The sequence below is a fragment of the Rhodococcus sp. NPDC003383 genome (assembly GCF_053589115.1).
Window position 1 is genome coordinate 29,617 of record NZ_JBSFRG010000021.1, and the last position, 15,038, is coordinate 44,654.

General features: G+C 67.8%; 20 protein-coding genes. 4 read left to right on the forward strand and 16 right to left on the reverse strand.

The window, feature by feature from the left end; translation table 11 throughout:
- Positions 1-8 precede the first annotated feature (8 nt).
- The 4 genes from ACWDTS_RS18385 to ACWDTS_RS18400 all read right to left on the reverse strand — a co-directional run bounded on the left by ACWDTS_RS18385 (position 9) and on the right by ACWDTS_RS18400 (position 4,038).
- A complete protein-coding gene (locus ACWDTS_RS18385) occupies positions 9-1,523 on the reverse strand; it encodes a carotenoid oxygenase family protein (RefSeq protein ID WP_450108846.1) in 1,515 nt (504 codons plus the stop codon).
- A 147-nt stretch (positions 1,524-1,670) separates the two neighbouring features.
- Positions 1,671-2,534: an LLM class F420-dependent oxidoreductase gene (locus ACWDTS_RS18390; RefSeq protein WP_450108847.1), complete on the reverse strand. Its 864-nt coding sequence runs from the start codon at positions 2,532-2,534 to the stop codon at positions 1,671-1,673.
- A gap of 26 nt (positions 2,535-2,560) precedes the next feature.
- A complete protein-coding gene (locus tag ACWDTS_RS18395; RefSeq protein ID WP_450108848.1) occupies positions 2,561-3,355 on the reverse strand; it encodes an LLM class F420-dependent oxidoreductase in 795 nt (264 codons plus the stop codon).
- A gap of 47 nt (positions 3,356-3,402) precedes the next feature.
- The gene (locus ACWDTS_RS18400; RefSeq protein WP_450108849.1) at positions 3,403-4,038 is read right to left on the reverse strand and encodes a TetR/AcrR family transcriptional regulator; all 636 of its coding nucleotides are present in this window, start codon (positions 4,036-4,038) and stop codon (positions 3,403-3,405) included.
- Positions 4,039-4,149: 111 nt separating this feature from the next.
- Here ACWDTS_RS18400 and ACWDTS_RS18405 point away from each other — a divergent pair, with 111 nt between their 5' ends.
- On the forward strand, positions 4,150-5,322 hold the full coding sequence (locus tag ACWDTS_RS18405; RefSeq protein WP_450118770.1) for an acyl-CoA dehydrogenase family protein: 1,173 nt from the start codon (positions 4,150-4,152) through the stop codon (positions 5,320-5,322).
- Between the two features lie 9 nt (positions 5,323-5,331).
- A complete protein-coding gene (locus ACWDTS_RS18410; RefSeq protein ID WP_450118771.1) occupies positions 5,332-6,471 on the forward strand; it encodes an acyl-CoA dehydrogenase family protein in 1,140 nt (379 codons plus the stop codon).
- A gap of 7 nt (positions 6,472-6,478) precedes the next feature.
- On the opposite strand, the gene ACWDTS_RS18415 is transcribed toward ACWDTS_RS18410, so the two are convergent.
- Genes ACWDTS_RS18415 through ACWDTS_RS18460 form a run of 10 tightly spaced genes read right to left on the reverse strand, consistent with a single transcriptional unit; the run spans position 6,479 to position 11,970 of the window.
- A complete protein-coding gene (locus tag ACWDTS_RS18415; protein ID WP_197250157.1) occupies positions 6,479-6,772 on the reverse strand; it encodes a gas vesicle protein K in 294 nt (97 codons plus the stop codon).
- On the reverse strand, positions 6,769-6,990 hold the full coding sequence (gvpJ, locus tag ACWDTS_RS18420) for a gas vesicle protein GvpJ (protein WP_197250158.1): 222 nt from the start codon (positions 6,988-6,990) through the stop codon (positions 6,769-6,771). Before gvpJ (ACWDTS_RS18420) ends, ACWDTS_RS18415 begins: the two co-directional genes overlap by 4 nt.
- Positions 6,987-7,775, reverse strand: coding sequence for a GvpL/GvpF family gas vesicle protein (locus tag ACWDTS_RS18425; RefSeq protein WP_450118772.1), 789 nt, complete (start codon positions 7,773-7,775; stop codon positions 6,987-6,989). Before ACWDTS_RS18425 ends, gvpJ (ACWDTS_RS18420) begins: the two co-directional genes overlap by 4 nt.
- Positions 7,765-8,178 carry a gas vesicle protein GvpJ gene (gene gvpJ / locus ACWDTS_RS18430; protein WP_197250160.1) on the reverse strand — a complete coding sequence of 138 codons (414 nt, stop codon included), beginning with the start codon at positions 8,176-8,178 and terminating at the stop codon, positions 7,765-7,767. The genes ACWDTS_RS18425 and gvpJ (ACWDTS_RS18430) overlap by 11 nt, the downstream gene beginning before the upstream one ends.
- A complete protein-coding gene (locus tag ACWDTS_RS18435) occupies positions 8,175-8,498 on the reverse strand; it encodes a gas vesicle protein GvpO (protein ID WP_197250161.1) in 324 nt (107 codons plus the stop codon). The genes gvpJ (ACWDTS_RS18430) and ACWDTS_RS18435 overlap by 4 nt, the downstream gene beginning before the upstream one ends.
- A gap of 13 nt (positions 8,499-8,511) precedes the next feature.
- Positions 8,512-8,757, reverse strand: coding sequence for a gas vesicle protein GvpG (locus ACWDTS_RS18440; protein ID WP_450118773.1), 246 nt, complete (start codon positions 8,755-8,757; stop codon positions 8,512-8,514).
- A 3-nt stretch (positions 8,758-8,760) separates the two neighbouring features.
- On the reverse strand, positions 8,761-9,564 hold the full coding sequence (locus ACWDTS_RS18445; RefSeq protein ID WP_450118774.1) for a GvpL/GvpF family gas vesicle protein: 804 nt from the start codon (positions 9,562-9,564) through the stop codon (positions 8,761-8,763).
- Positions 9,565-9,566: 2 nt separating this feature from the next.
- On the reverse strand, positions 9,567-9,974 hold the full coding sequence (gene gvpJ, locus ACWDTS_RS18450; RefSeq protein ID WP_450118775.1) for a gas vesicle protein GvpJ: 408 nt from the start codon (positions 9,972-9,974) through the stop codon (positions 9,567-9,569).
- Complete coding sequence (locus ACWDTS_RS18455) at positions 9,971-11,263, reverse strand: SRPBCC family protein (RefSeq protein WP_450118776.1); 1,293 nt, start codon at positions 11,261-11,263, stop codon at positions 9,971-9,973. Before ACWDTS_RS18455 ends, gvpJ (ACWDTS_RS18450) begins: the two co-directional genes overlap by 4 nt.
- Before the next feature lie 5 nt (positions 11,264-11,268).
- Positions 11,269-11,970 (reverse strand): hypothetical protein, encoded by a 702-nt coding sequence (locus tag ACWDTS_RS18460; protein WP_450118777.1) that lies wholly within the window; start codon positions 11,968-11,970, stop codon positions 11,269-11,271.
- Between the two features lie 218 nt (positions 11,971-12,188).
- Between ACWDTS_RS18460 and ACWDTS_RS18465 the strand changes: the two genes are divergently transcribed.
- Positions 12,189-12,434: a CsbD family protein gene (locus tag ACWDTS_RS18465; RefSeq protein WP_450118778.1), complete on the forward strand. Its 246-nt coding sequence runs from the start codon at positions 12,189-12,191 to the stop codon at positions 12,432-12,434.
- Positions 12,435-12,458: 24 nt separating this feature from the next.
- Here the strand turns inward: ACWDTS_RS18465 and ACWDTS_RS18470 are convergent, their stop codons facing one another.
- Together ACWDTS_RS18470 and ACWDTS_RS18475 are read right to left on the reverse strand one after the other, a co-directional pair.
- A complete protein-coding gene (locus ACWDTS_RS18470) occupies positions 12,459-12,974 on the reverse strand; it encodes a TIGR04338 family metallohydrolase (protein ID WP_197250168.1) in 516 nt (171 codons plus the stop codon).
- Positions 12,971-13,780, reverse strand: coding sequence for a DUF2786 domain-containing protein (locus ACWDTS_RS18475; protein WP_450118779.1), 810 nt, complete (start codon positions 13,778-13,780; stop codon positions 12,971-12,973). Before ACWDTS_RS18475 ends, ACWDTS_RS18470 begins: the two co-directional genes overlap by 4 nt.
- 47 nt (positions 13,781-13,827) lie before the next feature.
- On the opposite strand from ACWDTS_RS18475, the gene ACWDTS_RS18480 reads away from it, so the two are divergent.
- Positions 13,828-14,901, forward strand: a complete 1,074-nt coding sequence (locus ACWDTS_RS18480) for an ABC transporter ATP-binding protein (RefSeq protein ID WP_197250170.1) — start codon at positions 13,828-13,830, stop codon at positions 14,899-14,901.
- Positions 14,902-15,038 lie beyond the last annotated feature (137 nt).

Consider the following 15,038-nt stretch of genomic DNA (forward strand, 5'->3'; position numbering starts at 1 on the left):
GGGGCAGCCTACAAGCCGATCGTGCTGCCCGGCCGGTCGTCCTCACGCCAGCCGGGGAGCGACGATCCGGCGGCCCATGTCGAATGCGTGCCGCTCGAGATCCGCTCGGGCAGCTGCATCCGCGCGACGGGACCGTCGGCGACGTTCTGCGCATCGAACACGAGGCATTCGGAGCGGTCCTCGTTCATGTCGGTGACGAGGGTGACGAGGTAGCCGTCGTCCTCGGACGTCGACCCGGTACGGGGCGCCATCACGGTTTCGCTGCCGAACACGCCGTCGCCGAACGCGTAGTGCTCCTCGTTGCCGGTGAGCACGTCGTGCTTGACGAGGCCGTCGAACAGGAACCAGCCGGGCACGCCCGTCGCCGCGTAGGTGTAGCGGTGCTGTACTCCCGCGTGGTGCGGGTTGATCATTCCGAATTCGGTGATCGACTCGGAGAGCCGTTCCTCCTTCACCTGCCCGGTGCGCAGGTTCAGCCGCCACCGGTGCAGGTGGGTGCCCATGCGGTCGAGGGCGAGGGACCGGAACAGACGCTTGTAGATGTTGCCGTTTCCGTCGTCGGCCGGTTCGGGGTCGCTCTGGTGGAAGCCCTCGAGGACGATCTCGTCGCCGCTCTCGTAGGCATTGGTCCAGTGCAGGACGTAGGTGGGGTCGGCGTCGAACCACACGATCTCGTCGGAGTTGCCGCGGCGCGGGATCACCCCGAGCCGCATCGGCATGTCCGGGTGGTACTTCGGGACGTACCGGCCGCGTTCGAGGAGTTGCGGCAGCCAGAACAGCGGGCAGTCGTTGAGGATCGCGTAGTTCTCGGTGAAGGCCATGTCGTGCGGAAGGCGCGGACCGGGCAGTTCCACGTCGACGTAGTGCACCAGGCGGTCCTGTGCGTCGACGACGCCGTAGTGCATGTAGGGCGCGTCGGTGGTGTAGTCGAAGAACAGCATCTCGCCGGTCCGCTCGTCGACCTTCGGGTGCGCGGAGACACCCGTGGACGGGAAATCGCCGTGCCACGTGGACTTTCCGAGCGTCTCGAGCGTGGTCGGATCCAGCCGGTACAGCTCACCGCACTGCCAGAAACTCGACAGCGCGACCCCGTTGTGCACGGTGATGTCGGTGCTCGAGCCGTCTTTCATGCGACCGCGCGCGCCCCAGCCGTCCTGCCGGATCGAGTTCTCGGGCCGCTCGGCGATGCCGGCCCACAGCGGGCCTCCGGCCTCCTGTTCGGCGAGAAAGCCGTCGGTACGGACGAATCGGTTGCGGTAGAACGCTTTTCCGTCGCGGAATCCGACGGTGTGGATCATGCCGTCGCCGTCGAACGGATGGTAGAGACCCTCGAGTGCGGGATGCGCCGGGTTCTCGGTGTTGCGCAGGTAGACGCCGTCGAGGTCGGACGGAAGTTCGCCGACGACGGTGAGGTCGTCGGCGCGCCACTCGGTGTGCTGCGGCCGCCAAGGGCCGGTGCGGTACGGGTGGTCGTCGTTCTCCGGCAGCGTGGTCAGTACGCGTCCGAGTACTTCGATGTCCATGACGTCTCTTCCCTGGGTCGACGAGGCGGTCGTTCGGGGCGAACGGCGACCACAACTACAGTTAACAGAGCGACAGGTCGGGAGGCAAGGCTCCGCCCGTGTGCCTTTGTGGCGGCAGGGACCGCCGCAAAGGCACACCGGTTCCGCCTACATCAATGCCCCCGCCAGCTCCCGATACGCGGAACTCGCGAACGTGAACGGGTCGCCGGTGAGCACCTGGATCGCGACCTCGTCGGCCCCGGCCTCGTAGTGCTTCTCGATCCCCGCGACCACGGTGTCGAGATCACCCCACGGAATCAGCGCATCCAGGAGCCGGTCGCTGCCGACCCCGGCCAGGTCGTCGTCGCCGTAGCCGAGGCGACGAAGGTTGTTCGAGTAGTTCGGCAGCGCCAGGTAGCCGCGCATGTACTCGTGCGCGATCGCGCGGGCGGTGTCCTCGTCGCGCTCGAGCACCACCGCGACCTCCGGGGCCAGCAGGGGGCCGTCACCGAGGAGCTCCCGCGCCTGCGCCGTGTGCTCGGCAGGAACGAAGTAGGGGTGCGCACCCGCGGACCGCTCGGCGGACAGGGTGAGCATGCGCGGGCCGAGGGCGGCCAGCACCCGACGCTCCGCCGGCAACCCCTCGGCATCCAGGGCATCGAGGTACTCGACCATCCGGCTGTACGGCTTGGCGTAGGTGTTCGCGCCCTTGGCCTCGACCACCGGCGCGTGGCTCGTGCCGAGGCCCAGCAGGAAACGGCCCGGATGGTTCTCCTCGAACCCGCGGACGGTTTCGGCGGTGGTCGCCGGCTCGGCGTGCCAGATGCTCAGGATGCCGCTGGCGACACCGAGACGTGTTGTCGCATCCAGTACTTCGCCGTAGATCGACGGAACGCCGTCCCCGAATCCGCCGGACGTCCACAGCCTCGAATACCCCAGTTCGTCGAGTTCGCGCGCCGCGTCCAGCGCCGCCTCCCGGGTCTTCCCGCTCAGCCAGAAATGTCCACCCCACACACTCACCTGTCGTGTCATGACCCCGACAGTAGCGGCGTGACGGGTCAGGCGAGACCGGACAGCGGCGGCGGCGAGTTCTCGTCACGCCACCCGATGGCCTCGATCAGCGGCGCCAGATCGTAGTCGGGACCGCTGGCGCCGACGGTGAACAGCGTGACCCCCGCATCCGCGTACGCGGCGGCCTGGTCGACGCCGGGCCACGGCACGGACCGTTCGATCTCCGACGCGTGCCGGCCGATCTCGGCGCACCTCTTCTCGACGATTCCCCACTTCTCGACGTGGGTGCCGAGGTCACCGAAGCTGTGCCAGATGTTGCTGTACTTCGCGACGAGCGGCAGTGTCTTCCGCGGGCCCCCACCGCCGATGAGGATCGGGATATGGCGCGTCGGGGCCGGATTCAGCTTGCCGAGCCGCGCGGTGATGCGCGGCAGATACTCGGCGAGCAGAGCCAGCCGCGAACCCTTGGTCCCGAAGTCGTAGCCGTACTCCGTGTAGTCCTTCTCGAACCAGCCCGCCCCGATGCCGAGAATCAGCCGCCCGCCGCTGATGTGGTCGACGGTGCGGGCCATGTCGGCCAGTAGATCCGGGTTGCGGTAACCGCCACACGTGACGAGTGCGCCGAACTCGACGCGTTCGGTCTGCTCGGCCCAGGCGCCGAGCATCGTCCAGCACTCGAAGTGAGCACCGTCGGGGTCGCCGGTGAGCGGATAGAAGTGGTCCCAGTTGAACACGATGTCGACGCCGGCGTCCTCGGCGCGCAGGACTGTGTCGCGGATGACGCCGTAGTCGGGCTGGTGCTGGGGCTGGAGTTGGAGTCCGATGCGGATGGGGCGCGTCATGGAAACCACGGTAGGACCACCGATCGCCTCCTGCATCCGAAACCGGATCAGCGGCTGCCGCCGAGCGCGGCGAACTGCGGCTCGAGTCCCACGAGGAACGTCTCGAGCGCGAGCTCGAAGCTGTCGTGATCGATCTCCGCGGCGCGCTCGGCGAGGCGGTGCGCGTCCGACAGATGCGGGTAGCGGTCGTCGTAGGTGTCGCGGTCGCCGCGGAATCCGCCGGCGAACGACGCGATCGCGGCGCCGAGCACGATGTACTTCACGGACGCGCCGATGAGGGTGGCGGTGCGGGGTGGCCAGCCCGCGCGGGTCAGACCGCCGTGCACGGCATCCGCCCGGTCGAGAGCACCCGGACGTGTGCCGGGACTCGAGGCGAGGTACGGAACCATGTTGGGATGCGCGGCCAGCGCCGCCCGGTACGAGCGGGCCCACGTGCGCAGCGCCTGTCGCCAGTCGCCCGTTTCGAAACCCGAGACGTCGACGTCGTCGGCGATGAGGTTGCCGATGTCGTCGAGCAGCGCGTCCTTGGTCGGGTAGTGCGTGTAGAGCGAGGGCGCGCGGACTCCGAGTTCGGTGGCGATCCGGCGCATCGAGACGTCCCCGAGGCCGTGCTCGTCGATCATGCGCAGGGTGGTGTCGCGGATCAGCTGCCGGCTCAGCAGCGGTGTCCGGGGCCGGGCCATCGGCATCCTCCTCGAAGCGGGGACCTGGACGTCCTAACAGTGTACGGTTTATCGTCGGGGCGACGCGGAGCCGCCGCGTGTCCGCGTCCATCACCGGGACGGAAGGCCATCATGAATCTGACGCTCACCGACGAGGAACTCGCATTCCGCGACGAACTGCGCACGTTCTTCACCACCGAGATCCCCGCCGAGCTCCGCGAACGCGTGGCCGCAGGCCGCCCGCTCGGCCGCGACGACATCGTCACCAGCCAGCGGATCCTCAACGCGCACGGCCTCGCCGTGCCGCACTGGCCCGTCGAATGGGGCGGCAAGGACTGGACCTCGGTCCAGCGGCACCTGTGGCTCGACGAACTGCAACTCGCGTCCGTCCCCGACCCGCTGCCGTTCAACACCGCGATGGTCGGTCCCGTCATCGCCGAATTCGGCTCCCAGGAGCTCAAGGAACGTTTCCTCCCGGCGACCGCGAATCTCGACATCTGGTGGTGCCAGGGCTTCTCCGAACCCGAAGCCGGCTCCGACCTGGCGTCCCTCAAGACCCGCGCGGTCCGCGACGGCGACGACTACATCGTCAACGGGCAGAAGACCTGGACCACGCTTGCGCAGCACGCCGACTGGATCTTCGCGCTCGTCCGCACCGATCCGAACGCACCGAAACGGCAGGCCGGTATCTCGTTCCTGCTCATCGACATGAAGACGCCCGGCGTCACGGTGCGCCCCATCAAGCTGATCGACGGTGGCTACGAGGTCAACGAGGTGTTCTTCGAGGACGTGCGCGTCCCGGCCGAGAACCTCGTCGGCGAGGAGAACGCCGGCTGGAGCTACGCGAAGTTCCTGCTCGGCAACGAACGCACCGGGGTCGCGCGCGTCGGTGCCACCAAGGTCCGCATCGCACGGGCCAAGAAACTCGCCGCCGAAGTCCGCCTCGGATCCAGGTCGATGCTCGACGACCCGCTGTTCGCCGCGCGCGTCGCCGAACTCGAAAACGAGCTGCTGGCACTGGAATTGACCCAGCTGCGCGTCGTGGCGAGTTCCGCCGACGGAAAGCCGAACCCGGCGTCGTCGCTGTTGAAGCTGCGCGGCTCGGAGTTGCAGCAGGCCGCGACCGAGTTGCTCACCGACATCGCCGGTCCCGATTCGCTGCCCGTCGGCGCCGACGACATCGACTCCCCCGACTGGGCACAACGTTCCGCGCCGGTCTACCTCAACAACCGCAAGGTCTCGATCTACAGCGGGTCGAGCGAGGTCCAGCGTCAGATCATCGCCTCCTCCATTCTCGGATTGTGAGCAGCCACCATGAATTTCGAACTCGACACCGAACAGGATCTGCTCCGCAAGACCACCCGCGACCTGCTGTCCGGGGTGTACGACGCGGAAACCCGTAACGCGATCACCGCCACCGACCGGGGTTGGAACCCGGAGGTGTGGCGGCAGTTCGCCGAACTCGGCCTCCTCGGGCTGCCCTTCCCCGAGGAACACGGAGGCATGGGCGCCGGACCGGTCGAGACGATGGCCGTGATGACCGAGATCGGGCGAGCACTCGCGCCGGAACCCCTGCTCGACGCGGTGTACACGCCCGGTGGTCTCGTCGCCGAGGCCGGGAGCGACGAGCAGCGCGCCGCGATCCTGCCGCGCGTCGCCGAGGGAGAGTTGCTGCTCGCGTTCGCGCACGACGAGCCCGGTAGCCGCTGGCCGTTCACGGACGTGCAGACCTCTGCGACCCGCACCGGTGACGTCTGGACCATCACCGGACGCAAGAACCCTGTGCTGCACGGTGATTGCGCCGACACGTTCGTGGTGTCCGCAAGACTGCCCGAGGGCGGAACCGGACTGTTCCTCGTCGAGACGTCCGCGGAGGGCCTGACCCGCACCGCGTACCGCACCCACGACGAGCGCCGCGGCGCCCAGCTCGCACTCGAGGGCGTCACCGCCGAACCGCTCGGTGTCGATGTCACCGATGCGACCGACGCGATCGTCGCCGCGCAGGTACGTGCGCAGGCCGCGCTGTGCGCCGAAGCGGTCGGCGCGATGCAGGAAACTCTGCGACTGACGACCGAATACCTGAAGCAGCGCAAGCAGTTCGGTGCACCCATCGCCCGCTTCCAGGCACTGACTCACCGCGCCGCCGACATGTACGTGCTGCTCGAACTCGCCACGAGCCTGAGCCTGTACGCGACGATGGCGCTGTCCGACGGCATCGTCGACCCGACCATCGCCTCCCGGGCCAAGCTGCAGGTCGGCAGGTCCGCCCGCAGCATCGGGCAGGAAGCGATCCAGATGCACGGCGGTATCGGCATGACCGCCGAATATCCGGTCGGGCACTACGTCAGCAGGCTGACCGCGATCGAACACACCCTCGGCAGCACCGAGGACCACCTGCGGGTCCTGGCCGGGGCGGTCGCCGAGCACGAGCGGGTCGACGTCACCGGAGACTGATCGAAGGTCAGGGTGGCGGCAGCAGGGGACCGAGCGGCCCGAGATCGATGTTGAGATCTTCGGGCGTCAGGCCGAAATGCTCGCGCAGCTCGTCCATGCGCTGCTCGAGCAGCATCAGCGTGGTGCCGATGCGTTCGATCTGCTCGTCGCTGAGGTCGCCCTGGTCGACCCGTCGCAGTGCCTGCCGTTCCATCAACTGGCGGAGGAGCTCGACGAGGGTCAGCACCAGGGTGACCAGACCCCGCTCCACGGATTCGGGGTCGGAGTCGATACGCGGTGGCAGCCCGCCGAATTCGGTCACGGACCCTCGATCCCCTGCTGTTCGATTCCCTGCTGTTCGATCCCCTGGTCCTCGGCGATGGCACGGACCGACGAGATCAGGGTGCGCAACGAGATGCGGACCATGTCCACGTCGGCGACCGAGAGCACCACGTCGCCGACGATGACGACACCCCCGGCCAGCACCCGGTCGAGCAGGTCGACGAGCGCGATCCGACGCTCCTCGGGTACCTCGCTCACGGGTTCCCCCGGTCCACACCCGCGAAGGAGTACGGGGGCCACGGACCCGTGAGTTCCAGCTCGAGCCCGTCGAACTGGGTGCGCGCCGCCGCGACCGCTTCGGCGAACTCGTCGCTACGCGCGTCGTCCACGAGGTAGGTGCCGTTGAGCACCATCCGGTCCCGCCGGCCGCTCAGCGTCGGGTCGGTCGGCGGTTGCCGGCGCCCTGCGGCCGAGTGCTGCAGCAGCAACGCATGGAGGGTGTCGGCTCGGTCCGCTGCGGCGCGTTCGGCGTCCTCCCGCGCGGACAGCTGCGCCTTACGCCGCAGCAGATAGGCTGTGCCGGTTCCCTTCTCGGCTCCGGATCCCGCAGTCTCCACCGCGCCGGCGGCGATCGCGTCCACGTCCGCGTACGCCTTCACACCCCATTCGGTACGTCCCGCGACGAGGGTGAGCGCCGCGTCGAAGTCCGCCCGGCGCGCCTCGAGCACGTCGCAGACGCGCGCGTCGTCGAGATACACGGTGGCCAGCCGCAAGGGAATCGCCGGAGCCCACCGCACCACGGCGGACACGACGGCATCGTGCGTGCGCGCCACCGTCTCGAGCCATTCGAGATTCTCCAGGTTGCTGCGCAACGCCTCTTCCCCGAACTCACCGAGCGGCACCGTGCCGACGACGGCGGTCAGTCCGGCGGCGGACACGGCGCGGACCGGCTCGCGAGCAACCCCCGTCACGTCGGAGACGGCTTCGTCCGGCAGGTCCGCACCCGCCACCGCGTACACCCACACGCCGTGATCAGCGGTCATCGTCCACCTCGTCGTCCTCGAATTCGGCATCCTCGACCTCGACCGGTTCGGCGACCGGTTCCCTCCGTGCGGCCTCGAGTTCCGCGATGCGGTCCCGCAGCTTCCGGTTCTCGACTTCGAGATCCTGTTGTGCGCCTTCGATTTCCGCTCGTTTGCCCTTGCTGCTGAGCCACGGGTCGGTCTCCCACCAGTCGATGCCCACGGCCTTCGCCGTCTCCAGCGACGCGATCACCAGGCGCAGCTTGATGGTGAGCAGTTCGATGTCGAGCAGATTCACCTGGATGTCCCCGGCGATCACCAGGCCCTTGTCCAGGACCCGCTCGAGGATGTCGCCGAGATTCGTCGACTGGTGCCCGCCGCCGTAGGGTTGCGGGGACGACGAGCCGCCACCCATCACGGTCATCTGCTACCTCCGAGGTCGGTGCTGCCGCGTCCGTAGCGTTTGGTTCTGCGGTAGGACAACAGTTCTCCGTCCGGGTCCAGTCGCACCTCGTACAACGCGAGCATGTCCGCCGTGGACGGGATGCGCCGGTCCTCGATCACCTCGATCTCGACCGTCCACCCGTCGTCGCTGGGCGACACCGACGTGACGCCCTGCGGGTCCTTCGTCGTCAACTCGGTGAGATATTCGACCGCGAAACGGGCCACCTCCGCTGCGGACAAAGGGGGCAGAGGCTCAGGCTCGGAACTGCCGCTGTCCTTGCGGGTCGTACGTCCGGCCATCGTGGTCCCCTTCCTAGATCGGCGGGGCGCCGGTATCCGGCCGGATCATCCGGTTGAGGACGGCTTGCTGCGCCGCGGCCTTCTCTTCGTCGGTGAGGCGGCCGACGGCGGCCGCCTCATCGATCTCCTCGAGTTCCCGGCGGATGGTGGCCGGGTCGTGCAGTTGCTGCTCGACCTGGTCCTGGATGAGTTCGCCGAGCCACAGCACCGCCCGGATCGGGGCAATCGGCAGTGTGAGAACGGACGAGATCAGTCCCACGGCTCAGTCCTCCGGTGCTCTTTTCATCACGAAGTCGTACGCGGCCATCGGCCCGAGCAGATCCATCTTCGCCCGGCCCTCCCATTCTTCCGCGAGAGAACGCACGATGTCCTCGAGATCGCCCTGCCGGGACAATTCGATGAGCACCGCCACGTGCGCAGCGTCCTCGTCGTGTGTCGGCTGGCGGACGTTGACCATCGGTTCGAGGTCCTCGAGCGCGTCGACGACCCGCTGGGTGTCCTCATTGCGCTTGGCTTCGATCGACTGGGTGATGATCTCGCCGAGCATCATTCGTGCGTCGCGGGTCGCGTCCTCGGGCTTGTCGCGGATCTCCTCGCGCAAGCGAGCCGCGTCGGCGTTCTCCTCGAGAATCTCACTGAGCACCGCTCTTTCGTCGTAGCGTGCTTTGACGACGAACTGCGCCTTGCCCTCGAGTTCGTTCAGCGCCGCTTCGAACTCGTCGCGATGGGCGTCGAGCAGTTCCTCGGACACCGCGTCCTCGTCCGACAGCACCGCCCCGAACCGGAGCGGCAGCACCGGTGCCACGGCGGCGGTCCCGTCCAGCAGTTCCGCATGGGCCTTGAGGTCGTCGGGCGTGCCGAGGGGCCGGTCGACCGGAATCTCGCTGACCAGCGCAGCGATCTCGCCGCTCCGCACGACCGAGACGTTGCTCGGGGGGTCGCCCACACCGGTGGCGTGCGATTCCGCTTCCACGTCCCCCGGGACGATGCCGTAGACGTAGATGCCCGTGCTGCCGGTGATGCCCTGCTCTTCCGGCGTGCGTTCGTCCGCCGACGTGTCGGTCATCGTTACTCCCCTCTCTTCGATCCGCGCGGGGCGCGCTGCCGCCTGTCGTCGACGTCTCCGAGGAACTCGGAGACCTTCTCGGTAGCTGCTTCCAGTGCTCCCTTGGTCTTGTGTTTCGCACCGCCGGAGGTGATGTCACCGACGAGATCGGGCAGACCCTTCGGTTCACTGTCGGAGATCTCCAGACGGTTCACCGCTTCGGCGAAACGCAGGTAGGTGTCGACGCTGGCGACTACCACGCGGGCGTCGATCGTCACGAGTTCGATACCGACGAGGGAGACCCGCACGAACGCGTCGATCACGAGACCCTTGTCGAGAATGGTGTCGATGACTTCGGCGAGACCGGACGAGTTCGGGCGTGCCATCCCGCCGCCACCGCCGCCACCGCCACCGGCGGGTTGGATGGTCATTTCCTGGCTCCTCGGTTCGTGCCGGCCGTGGACCGTGCCCTGCTTCGCGCGGGGGCCCTACGGCGAGCGGGCGGTTCTTCCTCTGCTTCGTCCTCTTCGGGCTCCTCTGCTTCGTCCTCTTCGGGCTCCTCTGCTTCGCCCTCTTCGGGCTCCTCTTCGTCGGGCTCTTCGTCCTCGAGCTCGTCGTCGTACTCGTCTTCGTCGTATTCGTCCTCGGGCTCCTCGTCCTCCGGCTCCTCCCCTTCTTCCTCTTCTTCGGGTTCTTCGGCAGATTCGTCCTGCTCCTCGTACCCTTCGTCCTCTTCTTGTTCCTCCTGCTCCTCGCGGCGAGCGGTCTCGTCGTCCTTGACCACCTTGCTTTCGTGGATCTCGCCGTGCCACCCCGCGATGTCGTCGGGATGCAGGATGCTCTCGGTCATGACGTGACGCTGGAAGTGCTTGAGTTCCAGTCTGGATCGCCGTCCCACGGCACGCCAGAGATTGGCGGTCTTCTCGAACAGGCCGCGGGGGTGGTACTCCAGTACCAGAACGATCCGGGTGAGGTTCTCGGTGATCTCGTGGAAGGTCACCGCGCCGTCGATGTAACCCTTGCCGCCCTTGGAACGCCACACGATCCGTTCGAACGGAACCTGTTCGAGAATCGTCGACTCCCAGTTCCGGCGCGACCAGAAGACCTTGCCGGTCCACTGCAATTTCTCGTCGGCGGCCTGCTCGACCTGCTCGACCTTCTTCATGAACTTCGGCCAGTCGGCGAACTGGGTCCACTGGTCGTAGGCGAGCCGGACGGGCACCCCGACGTCGATCTGCTCGACGATGTTGGTGAGCTTGATCTTCTTGCCGCCCGAGCCTTTCCGGCCACCGCCGCCGCCGAAGGACTCCTTCACGTCCTGGAACTTCTGTTTGGCCGTGCCCTTGACGCCCTCGAAACCGGCGCTCATGGCGGCCTTGAGCGGTGAAGCGCCCTCCGAGAGCTTGTCGACGCCGGTCAGCGCCGACAGCAGACCGGTGTTGCCGGTGCCTTCGGCATAGTCGTGCAGTCGCCCGGCCGTTCCGGTGATCTTGTCGGTGACGGTGTCCACGGCCCGCTCGGTGACGGTTCCGGCGAGGGTCTGCAGCGCGTTCTGCAGATGCCCGGTCGGCGAGGCCGCGCTGGCCGCCTTCTGCGCCGTCCCGGTCGCGGCCTTACCGGCTCGGCCCGCGGCGCCGGTTGCGGTCCTGCCGGCTTTTCCTGCCGCGCCGGTCGCGGCCTTACCCACCTTCCGGGTGGTATCGGACAGTGCCTTGGTCATGGGACTCAGCTCCTCGTACGTCGCACGGGGGCGCGCCCGGATGCCGAACTCTCGGTCCGGGAGCTTCGGCGGCGTGGCTTGGGCGCTTGTTCGTCGTCCTCATCGGACTTCTTCCGGCGGGGAGCGGATCGTGATCGTGTCGACGAGGCGCTCTCGGATGTCCGGCGCCGGGCCGGGGGCCGCTTCTTCGCGGGCTTCCGCTCCTCCTCGGAATCGACGTCCTCCGTGTCCTCTTCGCCCGAGGCCTCTTCGCCCGTGCCTTCGTCGTCGGTGTCCTCGTCCGAGGTGTCCTCTTCGTCGGCGGTGTCGGTCGGCTCGTCCTCGTAGGCTCCCTGCTCGTCCTCGTCGTATTCGTCCTGGGGTTCCTCGTAGTCCTCGTCCTCCGACTTGGTACTCCTCTTGCTGCGTAGCAGACCCCCGCCCTGCTGGAGTCGCTCGTTGAGCGAGTCGATCTGGTTGCTCGCTGCGGTCACGGCCGCGGCCCGCGCCGCGCCGAGCAGTTCGCCCCGAACGGATTCGGTGATCTTGCTCAGTTCAGGTGAGGACCCCAGAGCGGATACACCGCGTTTCATCAATTCCTGAGGGGTACCGGGGAGGCGCCCGCTCAATCCCGCCCCCGCGAGCATCAGCGCGAGTCGCATCTTGTGGGTACGTCCCAGCATGTAGCCGATGCCGACCCCCGCGGCAATTCGTGCTCCACCCTTCATGGTCATCTCCTTCGGCTGCGACCCGTCCCGTGGGGAGAGTCGGCGATCGAAACTCTGCGGGCGTCCGCCTGCACGTGGGACTGGAGTAACCTGCGTCACACTTCGTGAAACATCAATCCGAAGTTGATCTTCAACCCTATAATGCGGACCGGTCGGTATGTTCGCGTCCGGTTTTCCTCCGAGTTGTGGGGGTATCCGAAATCGTCGAACGACCGCACGTGGCCGGACAGGAGCACACCATGGCGCACCTCGCGGACAGGATCAAACACAGCGCAGAGGCTGCCGCCGGCAAGGCGAAGCAGACGCTGGGCCGGTGGACCGGAAACCGGCGCGCCGAGGACAAGGGCAGTCGGCAGCGCTTCGTCGCCGAGTCGAAGAAGCTGGGAGACAAAGTTATTCACGCGGCCGAGCACGGACGCTCACGGGTGCGCCGGTGGTCGCACCGTCGCCCCGACATGCCCTGACCGCGCCCGGAAACTTCACCACCGTCATTCGCAGGCGGCGAAGCCGCACGCACGCAACGCGAACGCCGCTTCGGGTCCGATGATCTCGCCCACCAGCGTGAGGAAGCGGTCGACGAACGCCGCCCCGTGTGCCGGTTCGGCCGGATCGTCCGGATCCGACGGATCCAGATGGTGCGCGAGTTCGTGCAGGACCACCAGTTCCCGGAACGCCCACGCCGTGTTCGCCCGGTGCTCCGGCAGTGCGATGACCGCAGAATCACTTTCGTAGTGCGCTGCCGTGTTCCCGGCGCGCGCTCGCACCCGTACCCGCACGGCGGCGCGCGGCCAGCGCTCCCGCACCCAGTTCAGAGCCAGCACCGCATCCAGATACGCCTGCACCGACTCGATCGACGCGAACCGGCGCTCCACCGGCAGCGTCACACGAGACCCGGCGATCTCCACCTCCCGGATCCCCCGCTCGTCGGCGAGGTCGAACATGCGCCGCACCAGCGACTCCGCCTCGTACACCGCCGCCCGCTGCGTATCCCGAACGCGGGTCATCGGGTCAGCCTCCGGCCCCCGGACGGCAGCTCCGGCGCCGTCCCCAGCCGCGCCCGCCGCCCGGCCCGGTCCCCGGCCCGCTGCGCGTCCGACGAGTGCGCGGCCGTCGGACGGTTGCCGCGCCAGCTGCCCCGCGCCTGCGACGTGCTGGTGTAGAAATCGCGCAACTCGAGCTGCTTGTCGCGCAACACCAATTCCGTGCCCGGCACCGCGACCTCCGCTTCCTGCTCGGTCTGCTGCTTCGCCTCGGCCAGCCGTGCCCCGATCCGCGCCGCGAACGCCGACTGGAAGTTCAGGCGCGCGGTCACCCCGGCGACGGGCTTGCGCACCCGCGTGCGGACCCGCCGTCCCCCGCGCTGCTCGACGACCGTGCGCACCGTCGTCTCCTCCCGATAGCTGCCCGCGCGCAGGTACGCGTCCGACGCCCGCACCATCTGCACCAGCAGCGACGAGTACAACGCCTCGCACACGTCGATGTCGTCGGCGAACCCGTACGCATAGATGACGGTGGAGGTGGCGGTGATGTCGCACTGCACGTCGTTGGCGGCGGCGATCGCCAGGAACAACTGCGCGTACGTGCGCAGCCCCTTCTTCCCGCTCTCCCCGATCGTGATGAGCCGCTGCACCGGCGTGGCCCGGCGTTCCCGGGACGCGGTGTGGGCACGCGCGACCGCGAGATCCACGGACGACGCGGTCGCCAGACGTTGCGCAGCCGCCAGGAACGCGTCGGCTTCGTGCTGGTTGTCGGTCGATTCCGCCTGGCGGAGCAGGCCGCCGATACGGGTCAGCATCCGGTCGGAACTCACCGACAGAGAATAGGCGCGTTCGGCTTTGTCGCCTATTCTCTCGTGCCATGGCCTCAGTGACCTTCGACAAGGCGACCTGCCTCTTCCCCGGCTCGACCACGCCGGCGGTCGACGCATTGGATCTGAAGATCGAGGACGGGGAGTTCCTCGTGCTGGTCGGTCCGTCGGGTTGCGGCAAGTCCACGTCGCTGCGCATGCTCGCAGGTCTCGAGCAGGTTCACAGCGGCCGCATCCTCATCGGCGACACCGATGTCACAGGGCAGGACCCGAAGCAGCGGGACATCGCGATGGTGTTCCAGAACTACGCCCTGTACCCGCACATGTCGGTCGCCGAGAACATGGGCTTCGCGCTCAAGCTCGCGAAGACCCCGAAGGCGGAGATCCGCGCGCGGGTCGAGGAGGTCGCGAAGATGCTCGACCTCGAGCAGTACCTCGACCGCAAGCCCAAGGCACTGTCCGGTGGACAGCGTCAGCGCGTCGCCATGGGCCGCGCCATCGTCCGGCAGCCGCAGGTGTTCCTCATGGACGAGCCGCTGTCGAACCTCGACGCGAAGCTGCGGGTGCAGACCCGCACGCAGATCGCGCAGCTGCAGCGCCGCCTCGGCACGACCACCGTGTACGTCACCCACGACCAGGTCGAGGCCATGACCATGGGCGACCGGGTCGCGGTTCTCGAGAAGGGCATCCTGCAGCAGTGCGCGTCGCCGCGGGTGCTCTACAACAGGCCCGCGAACGTGTTCGTCGCCGGATTCATGGGCTCACCTGCGATGAACCTGTTCACGTTGCCGGTGTTCGACCGCGGCGCGATCCTCGGCGAGACGTACGTGCCGATCCCGCGTGACGTCGTCGGTGAGGTCCACGAGACCGAGGTCGTCGTCGGTATCCGTCCCGAGCACATCCAGATCACCGAGTACGGTCTCGCGATGGACGTCGACGTCGTCGAGGAGCTCGGCTCCGACGCCTATGTGTACGGCCGCGCGTACATCGCGGGTCGCTCGCAGGAGATCGTGGCGCGCGGCGACTGGCGGAATCCGCCGCAGAAGGGCGAGCGCATCTACCTGAACTTCGATCCGGAGCAGGTGCATGTGTTCTCGACGAAGGACGGTCGCCGGCTCGGCTGAGCACGGCCGACGACGAGGCCTGCGGGAACGGACATGACCGATTCAGGTTGGGAGCAATATCCCCTTTTCCCGGTCTCGCATGCCAGAGTAGGTGCCGGTGTCGGTGGCCATAGGCTGCCGACGAGGAGTTTTCCGAA

What these genes read in the sequence shown, in the direction of transcription:
- ACWDTS_RS18405 (WP_450118770.1), top strand. Translation starts at nt 4,150, where the DNA reads ATGAATCTGACGCTCACCGACGAGGAACTCGCATTCCGCGACGAACTG.
- ACWDTS_RS18435 (WP_197250161.1), bottom strand. Translation starts at nt 8,498, where the DNA reads ATGGCCGGACGTACGACCCGCAAGGACAGCGGCAGTTCCGAGCCTGAG.
- ACWDTS_RS18480 (WP_197250170.1), top strand. Translation starts at nt 13,828, where the DNA reads ATGGCCTCAGTGACCTTCGACAAGGCGACCTGCCTCTTCCCCGGCTCG.
- ACWDTS_RS18460 (WP_450118777.1), bottom strand. Translation starts at nt 11,970, where the DNA reads ATGAAGGGTGGAGCACGAATTGCCGCGGGGGTCGGCATCGGCTACATG.
- ACWDTS_RS18455 (WP_450118776.1), bottom strand. Translation starts at nt 11,263, where the DNA reads ATGACCAAGGCACTGTCCGATACCACCCGGAAGGTGGGTAAGGCCGCG.
- ACWDTS_RS18410 (WP_450118771.1), top strand. Translation starts at nt 5,332, where the DNA reads ATGAATTTCGAACTCGACACCGAACAGGATCTGCTCCGCAAGACCACC.
- ACWDTS_RS18390 (WP_450108847.1), bottom strand. Translation starts at nt 2,534, where the DNA reads ATGACACGACAGGTGAGTGTGTGGGGTGGACATTTCTGGCTGAGCGGG.
- ACWDTS_RS18445 (WP_450118774.1), bottom strand. Translation starts at nt 9,564, where the DNA reads ATGACCGACACGTCGGCGGACGAACGCACGCCGGAAGAGCAGGGCATC.
- ACWDTS_RS18425 (WP_450118772.1), bottom strand. Translation starts at nt 7,775, where the DNA reads ATGACCGCTGATCACGGCGTGTGGGTGTACGCGGTGGCGGGTGCGGAC.
- ACWDTS_RS18385 (WP_450108846.1), bottom strand. Translation starts at nt 1,523, where the DNA reads ATGGACATCGAAGTACTCGGACGCGTACTGACCACGCTGCCGGAGAAC.
- gvpJ (WP_450118775.1), bottom strand. Translation starts at nt 9,974, where the DNA reads ATGACCATCCAACCCGCCGGTGGCGGTGGCGGCGGTGGCGGCGGGATG.
- ACWDTS_RS18395 (WP_450108848.1), bottom strand. Translation starts at nt 3,355, where the DNA reads ATGACGCGCCCCATCCGCATCGGACTCCAACTCCAGCCCCAGCACCAG.
- gvpJ (WP_197250160.1), bottom strand. Translation starts at nt 8,178, where the DNA reads ATGACCGTGATGGGTGGCGGCTCGTCGTCCCCGCAACCCTACGGCGGC.
- ACWDTS_RS18400 (WP_450108849.1), bottom strand. Translation starts at nt 4,038, where the DNA reads ATGGCCCGGCCCCGGACACCGCTGCTGAGCCGGCAGCTGATCCGCGAC.
- ACWDTS_RS18470 (WP_197250168.1), bottom strand. Translation starts at nt 12,974, where the DNA reads ATGACCCGCGTTCGGGATACGCAGCGGGCGGCGGTGTACGAGGCGGAG.